Here is an 11834-nt window from a genome sequence, read left to right on the forward strand (position 1 = left end):
GCTTGAGCTTTGGCGAGCGCGGGCTCAGCCGGTTGGGACCACGTCGGGCGCGTCCTCCATGTCCCCGGTCTCTCCGGCCCGTGCGGCACGGCGGCCGAAGTACCAGATATAGGACAAGAACGCCGCTTCGGCGATGATGCCGATCGCGATTCGAACGAATGTCGGCAACGGTGACGGCGTTACCAGCGCCTCGATCAGACCGGAAACCAGTAACACGCCCACCAGTCCCACCGCAACCGACACGACGCCGCGGCCTTGCTCGGCAAGGACCTGCCCGCGTGGACGGTCGCCCGGGGATATCACCGACCACCCCAGCCGCATTCCGATAGCCGCGGCGAGGAACACGGCCGTCAGCTCGAGCAGCCCGTGCGGAAGAAGCAGGCCCAGCAGGAGATTGCCCTTGCCCGCCTGGAACATCAAACCCGCGATCACGCCCACGTTGGCGGCGTTGTCGAAAAGCACCAGAGGTATCGGCAGGCCCAGCACAACCGACATCGCGATGCACTTGGCAGCCAGCCAGGAGTTATTCACCCAGACATGCAGAGCGAACGACCCGGCCGGGTGCTCGCTGTAGTAGGACTGGACGTCGTGGCTGACCAGTTCGTCTATCTCGGTTGGCGTCCCGATCGCGGATTGCACCTCGTGACTTCCGGCTACCCAGAACGCGATCAACACTACGACGGCGAGGAATGCCATCGCCGTGGCCAGCCACCACCACCGGGTGCGGTAGGCAACCACCGGGAACGACACGGTCCAGAACCGAATGAACGTACGGGTGAGCGGCGCGTGCGCGCCGGTGACCGCGGAGCGGGCCCGCGCGACCAGACTCGACAGCCGACCAATCACCAACTGATCCGACGAAACCGATCTCAGCATCGACAGATGCGTGGACACCCGCTGATAGAGCTCGACGAGTTCATCGACTTCGGCTCCGCTCAGCGAGCGGCGCCTCTTGACCAACTGATCGAGCCGGTCCCACGTGCCGCGGTGGGTCAGCAAGAACGCGTCGACATCCACCCTGCGCAGCCTACCTAAGCCGCTGAGCGTGAACTCACTGCGAAAAATCGGCGGAAATTTCGCAGTGAGCTCACGCTGGGCAAAAGCCGACCGGATCAGGTTGCCGCCGCAAAACCTGTAGCGTTCCTTGGTATGTCGGAGGTGGTGACCGGGGACGCCGTGGTGCTCGATGTCCAGATCGCCCAGTTACCGGTGCGGGCGATCGGCGCGGTCATCGATATCACCGTGATATTCATCGGCTACATCCTCGGTCTGATGCTGTGGGCGGCCACCCTGACCGAGTTCGACGAGGCGTTGACCACCGCGTTTCTGATCATCTTCACGGTGCTGGTGATGGTCGGCTATCCCCTGCTGTTGGAAACCGCGACACGGGGCCGGTCGGTGGGCAAGATAGTGATGGGCCTGCGGGTGGTGTCCGACGACGGTGGCCCAGAACGGTTCCGCCAGGCGCTGTTTCGAGCACTGGCGTCGGTGGTGGAGATCTGGATGCTGCTCGGGAGCCCGGCCGTGATCTGCAGCATGTTGTCACCGAAGGCCAAACGCGTCGGCGACGTCTTCGCGGGCACAATCGTCGTCAGCGAACGCGGCCCCCGATTGGGGCCACCGCCGATGATGCCACCGTCGCTGGCCTGGTGGGCGTCGTCGCTGCAACTGTCCGGGCTCACCGCCGGCCAAGCCGAGGTTGCGCGTCAATTTCTGTCCCGGGCAAGGCAACTCGATCCCGCGCTACGCGAGCAGATGGCCTACCGGATCGCCGGTGATGTGGTTTCCCGCATCGCCCCGCCACCGCCACCCGGTGTTCCACCGCAGTTGGTCCTTGCCGCCGTTCTCGCCGAACGGCACCGGCGTGAACTGGCGAGACTGCGTCCCACGATGCCTCCCCCGCGAGCTGTGCCATGGCCCCAACCGGCGCCTTACCACGGTTTGCTGCCCGGTCCGCCCGGCGCTGCGCCGTGGCCTCTTCAACAACCGGCGATCCCGTGGCCGGAGCCCGATCCGCCGGCACCCCAAGTGGTTCCCTGGCCACAGCAACCGCCCGACACCCGCGGGTTCTCGCCGCCCAACTAGCTGCTGCAGTGGTGCCGGGCTGATCCCCGGAACGCCCGACGTGTTGCTGCGACTGCGATACCATCACCGGTGTCAACTTTTCGCTGACTGGGAGCCGATAGCCGAGTCGAAGCAGCCTGGTTGACGCGGTGATCGGAGCGCAGCGACGTCATTTGTCGCGGCACCGGAAGTAGTGACCGCGGCGGCGAACACGACCACGTGGTTGCCGCAGCGGTACCAGGCGCCCAATACGCAGGCGGCAACGTTTCAGACCAGTTCGTCCGGCGCTGCTGGGGCGCCCGCTGATCGGCAATGGTGAGACCGGCGGCATGGGTGGGCCCGGTGAGCGCGGCGGAGCCGGCGGGAACGGCCACGACGGCCGCACCGGTTGAAGCCGGAAGGAACGGACGCTCTCGCCGCCAAGCTAGGCGGGAACGTCGGGCTAGGACACGTCGACCCAATCCAGGGTTCGCTGCACCGCCTTACGCCAGCCCGCATAGCCAGCGGCGCGCTCTTCGTCGGTCCAGGTGGGCGTCCACCGCTTGTCCTCCTGCCAGTTCGTCCGCAGGTCGGTCGGGTCCGTCCAGAAGCCGACCGCCAGACCCGCCGCGTAGGCAGCGCCCAGCGCGGTGGTCTCGGCAACCACCGGCCGTACCACATCCACGCCCAGCACGTCGGCCTGGATCTGCATACACAGGTCGTTGCCGGTGATCCCGCCGTCCACCTTCAACACTTCCAGGCGCACGCCGGAGTCCGCTGCCATGGCGTCCATCACATCGCGGCTCTGGTAGCAGATCGCCTCCAGCGTCGCGCGAGCCAGGTGCGCATTGGTGTTGAACCGCGACAACCCGACGATCGCTCCGCGGGCATCGGATCGCCAGTACGGGGCGAACAACCCGGAAAACGCCGGTACGAAGTACACCCCGCCGTTGTCGGCGACCTGACGGGCCAGCGACTCGCTCTGCGCGGCGCCGCTGATGATGCCCAGCTGATCGCGTAGCCACTGCACCGCCGAGCCGGTCACCGCGATCGAACCCTCAAGCGCGTACACGGGTTTGGCGTTTCCGAATTGGTAGCAGACCGTGGTCAGCAGGCCATTGTCCGATCGCACGATGGTTTCACCGGTGTTCAGCAGCAGAAAATTCCCGGTCCCGTAGGTGTTCTTCGCCTCCCCCTCGGCCAGGCAGACCTGACCGACCATCGCGGCATGCTGGTCGCCGAGCATGCCGGTGATCGGCACCTCGCCACCCAGCGGTCCGGTATCGGCGGTGACGCCGTACGCGCGTAGCGGGCTCGACGCCGCGATCTGCGGCAACATCGCGCGGGGGATGGCGAAGAACGACAGCAGCTCGTCGTCCCAGTCCAGCGTTTCGAGATCCATCAACATGGTGCGGCTGGCGTTGGTCACGTCGGTAACGTGCACACCGCCCCGCGGACCGCCGGTCAGGTTCCACAGCACCCAGGTGTCCGGGGTGCCGAACAGCGCATCGCCGCGTTCGGCGGCTGCGCGCACCCCATCGACGTTGTCCAGGATCCACTGCAACTTCCCGCCGGAGAAGTATGTCGCCGGCGGCAGACCGGCCTTGCGGCGGATCACGTCGCCACGACCGTCCCTGTCCAGTGCCGACGCGATGCGGTCGGTGCGGGTGTCCTGCCAAACGATCGCGTTGTAATACGGTCTGCCGGTCCGCCTATCCCATACCAGTGTCGTCTCGCGTTGATTGGTAATCCCCAGGGCAGCAATATCTTTCGACGATAGATTGGTGACGTTGAGCGCCGAGAGCAGCACCGACGCGGTACGCTCCCAGATCTCGACCGGGTTGTGTTCCACCCAGCCGGCCCGGGGCAGGATCTGCTCGTGTTCTAGCTGGTGGCGGGCCACCTCGGCGCCGTCGTGATCAAAGATCATGCAGCGGGTGCTGGTGGTGCCCTGGTCAATGGCGGCTATGAATTCACCGAACTCGGCCAACTGCTCTCCTCCGGCGTGAGGTGTGACACTTCCTGGCATCGTCCATGATGGTCTACCCGGGCAACCACTTGCGTAGCGGCCGGTAAACCTGTTGCATCGGCGATGTGGGCGAAGAGGTCAAGCGCACCACGTATACCCGCGAACAGCAGCGGGCGTACCAGCGTAAGGTGCGGCTGTGCTTGGACGTCTTCGAGACGATGCTTGCGCAGACCAGTTTCGAATCCGAGCGGCAACTCACCGGCATGGAGATCGAATGCAACCTGGTCGACGCCGACTACCAGCCGGCCATGTCGAACCGCTATGTGCTGGATGCCATCGCCGATCCGGCCTACCAAAGCGAATTGGGGGCCTACAATATCGAATTCAACGTGCCGCCCCGGCCGCTACCGGGACACACCGGCCTGGAGCTGGAGGCAGAAGTCCGCGCTAGCCTCAACGATGCCGAGACCAAGGCCAGCTCCGGTGGCGCCCACATAGTGATGATCGGCATCCTGCCCACGCTGATGCCCGAGCATCTGACCGACGGCTGGATGAGCGAGTCAACGCGGTATGCGGCCCTCAACGCCTCGATCTTTCGTGCCCGCGGCGAGGACATCCCGATCAACATTGCCGGCCCGGAACCGCTGAGCTGCCGTGCCGGATCTATCGCACCCGAATCCGCTTGCACCAGTGTGCAATTGCATTTGCAAGTAGCTCCAGCGGATTTTGCGGCCAACTGGAATGCGGCCCAGGTGCTGGCCGGACCGCAGCTGGCGCTGGGCGCCAACTCGCCCTACTTCTTCGGCCACCAGCTGTGGTCGGAAACCCGCATCGAGCTGTTCACGCAGTCCACCGACACCCGCCCCGAGGAGCTGAAATCGCAAGGGGTGCGACCCCGGGTGTGGTTCGGCGAGCGCTGGATCACCTCGATTCTCGACCTGTTCCAGGAGAACATCCGCTACTTCCCGTCCTTGCTGCCCGAGGTGTCCGACGAGGACCCAGTCGCCGAGCTTTCGACCGGACGCGTCCCGCAGCTCTCCGAGCTGCGGCTGCATAACGGCACGGTGTACCGGTGGAATCGGCCGGTGTATGACGTGGTCGATGGGCGCCCGCACCTGCGGCTGGAGAACCGCGTGCTGCCCGCGGGGCCGACGGTCGTCGACATGCTGGCGAATTACGCCTTCTACTATGGCGCGTTGCGCGGCCTGTCCGAAGCGGAGCGCCCATTGTGGACGAGGATGAGTTTCGCTGCGGCACAAGCAAATTTCCTTGCGGCAGCCAGGTACGGCATTCAGGCTCGGTTGCACTGGCCGGGCCTGGGCGAGGTGCGGGCGCAGGAGTTGGTGTCCGACACTTTGCTGCCGATGGCCGACGAGGGACTGCGGCGGTGGGGTGTCGACGCGGAGGTACGCGACCGGTTTCTCGGTGTCATCGGGGGCCGCGCCCAGACCGGGCGCAACGGTGCGCGCTGGCAGGTGGCCACCGTGCGGGCTCTGCAAGACGGCGGGCTGACCCGGCCCGCGGCACTGGCCGAGATGCTGCGCCGGTACTGCGAGCACATGCACACCAACGAACCGGTGCACACCTGGGCGCTGTGACGACGCGTAGGTTGGAACCATGTCACCTGAGGTACTGGATTGGGACGATGCCTACCGCCAACAGGGCGTATTCGAAGGTCCCCCGCCGTGGAACATCGGTGAACCACAGCCCGAACTGGCCGCGCTGATCGCTGCCGGCAAGGTGCACAGCGACGTGCTGGATGCCGGGTGCGGATACGCCGAGCTGTCACTGGCGCTCGCCGCCGACGGCTACACCGTGGTCGGCATCGACCTCACGCCCACCGCCATCGCGGCCGCCACCAAGGCCGCCAAGGAGCGGGGTTTGACTACGGCCGGCTTCGCGCAAGCCGATATCACCGATTTCGCCGCTTATCCAGCCGGCTCGGCCAACCGGTTCTCGACGGTGATCGACAGCACTCTGTTTCACTCGCTGCCGGTAGAGGGCCGGGACGGCTACCTGAGGTCGGTGCACCGCGCGGCAGCCCCGGGCGCCAGCTATTTCGTGCTGGTGTTCGCCAAGGGCGCTTTCCCCGAGGAGTTGGAAACCAAACCCAACGAAGTCGACGAGGATGAGTTGCGTGCCGCGGTCAGCAAATACTGGGACATCGACGAAATCCGCCCGGCCTTCATCCATGCCAATGTGCCCGCGTTTCCGCCGCAGCCCGACGGACCGCCGATCCAGTTTCCGCCGCACGACCGCGACGAAAAGGGGCGGATGAAGTTCCCCGCCTTCCTGCTGACGGCCCACAAGGCAGGCTAACGGCGTCATCTGTGCCTCCGCGGTCACGTTGGCGTGACGCTCGGCGTCACGTAGCCGCGGTCGCCGCGACCAACGCCTCGGCGAAGATGCCCAGGTCCTCGGCGGTGTTGTCCAGGTGCGGCGAGATCCGCAGCACCGGTGCCGTCAACTCCAGCGGTGCCCGTTCCACTCCGGCGTAGGTGGTCACGATCCGCCGCTGCGCGAGCAACCAGGCCCGCACCGCTGCCGGGTCGGCGCCGTCGACCGGCGCCAGGGTGGTGATCGCGCTCGGCTCGTCAACCGCTTCGACAACCCGCCACCCGGGCACATCGGCGAGTACGGTCCGGGCGAGGCCGCCCAGCTCGGCCAGGCGTGCTTGAACGGACGTCGGCCCGCACGCCAGATGCTCACCAAGCGCAACCGAAAATCCCACTCGTGCAGCGATATTGGCCTCGCCGAAGCCGAGTTGTTGGGCGACCGGCAGCGGCGGCACCCAGTCCGGCGCGGGCAGTCTCGGACACAACCGCTCCATCAATTCAGGGCGAACCGCCAACACGCCAACACCGCGCGGCCCGGCGATCCACTTGCGCGACGACGCATAGGTGACATCCGCGCCCACCGCACAGTCCACGTGTCCCAGCCCCTGCGCGGCGTCCACGACGAGTGGCAGTGTCAGCTCGGCGCAGAGTTGCGCCAGCATCGCCAGCGGTTGCACGACGCCACGGTGGCTGGCCACAACGGTCAGGTGCACCAGGCCGGGCGGGTCGTTCGCCAACGTGAAGGCCGCGTCGTCGAGCGCCAACCTGCCGTCCTGCAGGGTCGGCAAGGGGCGCGGGTCGAAGCCATGGGCGGCCATCACAGCTAGGTTCGGCCCGTATTCGCCCGGCAGGCAGGCCAGCGCGCGATTCTCCCCCGGCCAGCTGCCCAGCAACAGATCCAGCGCGTGCAGTGAGCCGGTGGTGAACACCACCTCGGCGCCGGGCATGCCGCTCAACGCGGCAACCGCCGCGCGCCCGGCATCGAGCACCGGCGTGGCGGCCTCAGCCGCGACGTATCCGCCAACCTCGGCTTCGTGCCGCGCGTGCTCGGCCGCGGCGTCCAGCACCGCGGAACTCTGGCGCGAACAAGCCGCGCTGTCCAGGTGCAGCCCGGCAACCGGCGGTCGAGCCACCCGCCATCGGTCGGCCAGCGAATCGCTTTCGCTCACTTGGCGGCCAGCGACAGGCCAAAGTCACCGGCTTCGTCGGTCCACCACCCGATGCGACGCAGCCCGGCGGCGGCCAGTTCGGCACCGACCGCTTCCGGGCGGAACTTGCACGACACCTCGGTCAACATCTCCTCACCGGCGGCGAAGTCGACGGTCAGGTCCAGCGCACCGACCCGCACCCGCTGCCGGCGGTCGGCCCGCAGCCACATCTCGATCCGCTCCTCGGCGGCATTCCAGCGGGCGACGTGCTGGTAGGCATCGACGTCGAAATCCCCGTCGAGTTCTCGGTTGATCACCGCGAGCACGTTGCGATTGAACCGGGCCGTCACCCCGGCGGCATCGTCGTAGGCACGCACCAGCCGGTCGGTGTCCTTGACCAGGTCGGTGCCCAGCAGCAGACTGTCGCCCGGCCGCATCACCGCGGCCAGGTTCGCCAGGAACTCCGCGCGTGGCTCGGGGGTGAGATTGCCGATCGTCGACCCCAAGAACACGAATAGGCGCCGTCCGCCACTGGGAATCTCGGTCAGGTGCTCCTCAAAATCCCCACAAACCGCCTTGATCTCGACCCCTGCGTATTCACGCTGGATAGCGGTCGCGGTCGCCGACAACACGCTGGCGTCGACGTCGAACGGCACGAACCTGCGCAACGATCCGCGGTGACGCAACGCATCCAGCAGCATCCGGGTCTTCTCCGATGTGCCGCTGCCCAATTCGACCAGCGTATCGGCCTGGCTGGCGGAAGCCACTTTCCCCGCTCGGGCCCGAAGGATGCCGGCCTCGGCACGGGTCGGATAGTACTCCGGCAACCGGGTGATCTGATCGAATAGCTCACTGCCTACCGAATCGTAGAACCACTTGGGCGGCAACGATTTCGGTGTATTGCGTAGGCCATCGTGCACGTCGCGGCGCAACGCGACATATGCCGAATCCTCGGCCAGATGGTTAGCAAGCGACAGTGTCATCAAGGTCCTTTCGCGCGATCCAAAGCGGTCAGCGTGACCCCCGCGGCCGTTGCTTCGACCAGGTGACGATCCGGCACGTCCTCCCAGTCGGGGTGGTCGTCATACGGTTCACTGGCCAGAACCACCCCGTCGGCGCGCCGCAGGATGGACAGCGTGTCTCCCCAGGTGGTCGCGACGATCCGGGTTCCGTTGGCCGCCAATATATTTAGCCGGGCGTTTGGGTCGGCCGCTCCGACTTGAACAACGGTGTCACCCAGCGCGTCCAGACCATGAGCGAAGATGGTGGCCGCAAGTATCGCACTGTCGCAACCCGATTCGGCCGACGAGCGCAGCGGCAACACGGCTCGGTCGACCACACCGTTGTGCGCCAGCAACCAGTGACCATCGGTGAACGGCGGGGTGGAGCTGACTTCGATCGGCATGCCGACGGTCGCCGAGCGCACCGCGGCGACCATGCAGTGGCTACGCAGCGCCGGTGCGACCGAATCGAACGACGTGTCTCCCCACAGCGGAGCGGGGCTGCGCCAGCGCCGCGGCACGGTGCCGTCGAAGAATCCGACGCCCCAGCCGTCCGCGTTCATCAGCCCGTGCTTTTGCCGGCGTGGCGCATACGACTGCACCCGCAGACCCTGTGGCGGGTCCAGCACCAGCGCGGAAACCGCGACTTCTGCCCCGAGCCAACCCAGGTGACGGCACATCAGATGTCCCACGCCAACCGGACACCGGCAAAGATCTGGCGCCGATACGGGTGATCCCAGTTGCGGAAGCTGGGCCGCAGAATGGTCGGCGCCACCGCCCACGAGCCGCCGCGCAGCACGCGATAATCGCCGCCGAAGAACGGCTGCGAGTAGCGCTCATAGATCATCGGGACGAACCCCGGCCAGGGCCGCAACGGCGAGGCGGTCCACTCCCAGACATCGCCCAGCATGTGCTCGGCCCCGTACGCCGAAGCCCCGGCCGGGTAGGCGCCCACCGGCGCCGGGCGCAGCGCTCCCCCACCCAGGTTGGCACGGGCGTCGGACGGCTCCTCGGCTCCCCACGGGTAGCGGCGCCGGAAGCCCGTCACCGGATCCCACGCGCAAGCCTTTTCCCATTCCACCTCGGTGGGCAGCCGCGCGCCGGCCCAGGCGGCGTACGCCTCGGCCTCGAAATAGCTGACATGCTGCACCGGCTCATCTGCGGGAATGTCCTCGACGTGACCGAACCGGGTCCGGGTCCGCCCGCCTGAACTCCAGAATTGCGGTGCGGCCAGCCCGGCACGCTGGCGATGCTGCCAGCCGCGCGTCGACCACCATCGGGATTGGGTGTAACCGCCGTCGTCGATGAAGTCCTGCCACTCACCGTTGGTGACCGGAACCCGGCCGATCCGGAATCCGGGCACGTCGACGACGTGGGCCGGACGTTCGTTGTCCAACGAGTGCGGCTCATCCGCGGCGTCCACGCCCAGCACGAACGGGCCGCCGGGCACCGGCACCGACGTTCCTGCCACCGGGGGCCGTCCGGCGGGCAGGGCGGACGGCTCGCGCAACAGCGGCGGGCCGGGACGCAGGTTCAATGCCTGCAGCATGGTTTCGTCGTGCTGGTTCTCGTGGCTGATCACCATCCCGAACACGAAGCCGTCGCTTTCGTCGGGTAGCGCATCGAGGGCGTCCAGCGCGGCGGACCGCACCGTCGCGCAATAGGACCGCGCCCCCTCCGGCGACAACAGTGGCAACTCGACCCGAACGGCGCGGGAGTGTTCGAAGGCGTCGTAGAGCCCCTCGACGGCCGGCGGCAGAATCCCGGGCTGGCCAGGGTCTCCGCCGCGCAACAGCCATAGCTCTTCCTGCTGACCGATGTGTGCCAGGTCCCACACCAGCGGGCTCATCAACGGGTCGTATTGGCGACAAAGCTCGGCATCGTCGAAGTCGACCAGCCGCAGCGTCCGCGTCCGTGCCCGCGCCAGCTCGCCCGCCAGCCGCTCCCGTGAAGTCACGGTCCCCCTCGCACCATCCGGGCGACGGCCGGCGCGATGCCGCACTCGATCACCCGGTCGGAGAACTCGTCTGCTGGGCAGACGCCCCGGTCGACGTTGTCGATCAACCGCTGCATCGCGTCGGTGAGTTCCGCCGGTACCCGCTGCGCGGCGATGGCCAGACAGCGGTTGGCTGCCAGGTGGAGTCGCCGGTCACCCAGGCCGATCCGGGCCGCGGCGTCCCAGGCCTTGGCCACCGGTTCGACCGCGTCCACCGCCAGGTCTGCCGCTGCCGGGTCGTCGAGCAACGTCACCAGCGTGAACACCACCGCGGGCCAAACCTCGTCGGGCGCGCTGTCCAGGTAGCGAATCTCCAGCCAGCGTCGTGGTCGCACCGGCGGGAACAGCGTGGTCAGGTGGTATTCCAGATCGGTGACGGTGGGGCGGCGATCACCCAGCAGCACCCGGCCGTCCGCCCAGTCGGTGAAGGGCACATAGTGCGTAACGGCACAAGTGTCTTGAGCGTCCGGGCTTCGCACCATCATCACCGGTGCCTTCAGGGCGTACCGCGCCCAGTCGATGCCCGGGTGGTCGCCGCTGGCACCGAGAATGGGGCCGCAGCGCGCGGCGTCCATCCGACCCCACACCCGCTGCCGGGTGGACTGCCAGCCGGAGAACTGACCGCCCAGCATCGGTGAGTTGGCGGCGATCGCGATCATCGTCGGCCCCAGAGCGTGCGCCAACCGCACCCGCGCAGCCCAGCCCGCCCGCGGCCCGGCGTCCACATTGATCTGGATCGAGGCCGTCGATGTCATCATCGCCGCGCCGGTCGCTCCACTATGGCTGGCGTAGAAAAACTGTTCCATGGCCCGATAGCGTGCCCCCGGATTGACCCGCACCGGCGGCCGCAGCGGGTCCGCGCCCAGGAAGGCCAGCCCCAGCCCGGCGTCGGCGAGCGCCGAACGCAGCACCTTCTGGTCGCGCGTCATCGCACCGATCGCGGCCAGGACGTCGTCAGTAGGCGGACCCGACAGTTCCACGGCACCACCGGGCTCCACGCTGACCACGCTGCCGCCCGGCAGCGGACTCAGCCACTCGAGGACCTCGGTGATCTCGTCCCAGCTAGGCCGGCGATACGGATCGGCCGGGTCGAAGCAGTGCGCCTCCAGCTCCAGACCGACAAGTCCCACCGGCCCATCGACGAGGCAGCCGTCCGAGATGTACTCCACGGCGGCCAACGAACTGGCGATCTCGATGTCGTCCGAACTCGCGCCGTCCAGCTGCGAAGCCGCGGCGGTCATGGCGGCAAGCGTCATATCACGATCCCTCCGGGCCCGGCGCATGCCCAGGCATGCCTGCGGACCGTTGGTTGCGCGGCTACCAGAACGATAGCCGCCACCC

Annotated in this window: 10 protein-coding genes; 3 read left to right on the forward strand and 7 right to left on the reverse strand. The window is 67.3% G+C overall.

Translation table 11 applies throughout. The features are described from left to right. Positions 1 to 24: 24 nt before the first annotated feature. Positions 25 to 1017 carry a stage II sporulation protein M gene (locus AADZ55_RS22090; RefSeq protein WP_085325612.1) on the reverse strand — a complete coding sequence of 331 codons (993 nt, stop codon included), beginning with the start codon at positions 1015 to 1017 and terminating at the stop codon, positions 25 to 27. A 132-nt stretch (positions 1018 to 1149) separates the two neighbouring features. On the opposite strand from AADZ55_RS22090, the gene AADZ55_RS22095 reads away from it, so the two are divergent. Continuing rightward, positions 1150 to 2085, forward strand: a complete 936-nt coding sequence (locus AADZ55_RS22095) for an RDD family protein (RefSeq protein ID WP_085325613.1) — start codon at positions 1150 to 1152, stop codon at positions 2083 to 2085. 421 nt (positions 2086 to 2506) lie between these two features. Here AADZ55_RS22095 and glpK read toward each other — a convergent pair whose 3' ends face one another. Continuing rightward, a complete protein-coding gene (glpK, locus tag AADZ55_RS22100) occupies positions 2507 to 4072 on the reverse strand; it encodes a glycerol kinase GlpK (protein WP_085325614.1) in 1566 nt (521 codons plus the stop codon). Positions 4073 to 4137: 65 nt separating this feature from the next. Here glpK and AADZ55_RS22105 point away from each other — a divergent pair, with 65 nt between their 5' ends. Together AADZ55_RS22105 and AADZ55_RS22110 are read left to right on the forward strand one after the other, a co-directional pair. Further along, entirely contained in the window at positions 4138 to 5610 is a 1473-nt protein-coding gene (locus AADZ55_RS22105; RefSeq protein WP_085325615.1) for a glutamate--cysteine ligase, read from the forward strand. A 19-nt stretch (positions 5611 to 5629) separates the two neighbouring features. Further along, complete coding sequence (locus AADZ55_RS22110) at positions 5630 to 6331, forward strand: class I SAM-dependent methyltransferase (RefSeq protein ID WP_085325616.1); 702 nt, start codon at positions 5630 to 5632, stop codon at positions 6329 to 6331. 46 nt (positions 6332 to 6377) lie between these two features. Here AADZ55_RS22110 and egtE read toward each other — a convergent pair whose 3' ends face one another. Genes egtE through egtA form a run of 5 tightly spaced genes read right to left on the reverse strand, consistent with a single transcriptional unit; the run spans position 6378 to position 11749 of the window. Beyond that, the gene (gene egtE / locus AADZ55_RS22115; protein WP_085325617.1) at positions 6378 to 7517 is read right to left on the reverse strand and encodes an ergothioneine biosynthesis PLP-dependent enzyme EgtE; all 1140 of its coding nucleotides are present in this window, start codon (positions 7515 to 7517) and stop codon (positions 6378 to 6380) included. After that, entirely contained in the window at positions 7514 to 8479 is a 966-nt protein-coding gene (egtD, locus tag AADZ55_RS22120) for an L-histidine N(alpha)-methyltransferase (RefSeq protein WP_085325618.1), read from the reverse strand. The genes egtE and egtD overlap by 4 nt, the downstream gene beginning before the upstream one ends. Further along, positions 8479 to 9177 carry an ergothioneine biosynthesis protein EgtC gene (egtC, locus tag AADZ55_RS22125; protein ID WP_085325655.1) on the reverse strand — a complete coding sequence of 233 codons (699 nt, stop codon included), beginning with the start codon at positions 9175 to 9177 and terminating at the stop codon, positions 8479 to 8481. Before egtC ends, egtD begins: the two co-directional genes overlap by 1 nt. Beyond that, positions 9177 to 10454 (reverse strand): ergothioneine biosynthesis protein EgtB, encoded by a 1278-nt coding sequence (gene egtB / locus AADZ55_RS22130; RefSeq protein ID WP_085325619.1) that lies wholly within the window; start codon positions 10452 to 10454, stop codon positions 9177 to 9179. Before egtB ends, egtC begins: the two co-directional genes overlap by 1 nt. After that, complete coding sequence (egtA, locus tag AADZ55_RS22135; RefSeq protein WP_085325620.1) at positions 10451 to 11749, reverse strand: ergothioneine biosynthesis glutamate--cysteine ligase EgtA; 1299 nt, start codon at positions 11747 to 11749, stop codon at positions 10451 to 10453. The genes egtB and egtA overlap by 4 nt, the downstream gene beginning before the upstream one ends. Between the last annotated feature and the right edge of the window lie 85 nt (positions 11750 to 11834).

Source organism: Mycobacterium decipiens (genome assembly GCF_963853665.1).
Lineage (GTDB): Bacteria > Actinomycetota > Actinomycetes > Mycobacteriales > Mycobacteriaceae > Mycobacterium > Mycobacterium decipiens.

Coding starts and splice junctions, on each gene's coding strand:
- AADZ55_RS22095 (WP_085325613.1), top strand. CDS start 1,150: ATGTCGGAGGTGGTGACCGGGGACGCCGTGGTGCTCGATGTCCAGATC.
- egtC (WP_085325655.1), bottom strand. CDS start 9,177: ATGTGCCGTCACCTGGGTTGGCTCGGGGCAGAAGTCGCGGTTTCCGCG.
- egtD (WP_085325618.1), bottom strand. CDS start 8,479: ATGACACTGTCGCTTGCTAACCATCTGGCCGAGGATTCGGCATATGTC.
- AADZ55_RS22110 (WP_085325616.1), top strand. CDS start 5,630: ATGTCACCTGAGGTACTGGATTGGGACGATGCCTACCGCCAACAGGGC.
- egtA (WP_085325620.1), bottom strand. CDS start 11,749: ATGACGCTTGCCGCCATGACCGCCGCGGCTTCGCAGCTGGACGGCGCG.
- glpK (WP_085325614.1), bottom strand. CDS start 4,072: ATGCCAGGAAGTGTCACACCTCACGCCGGAGGAGAGCAGTTGGCCGAG.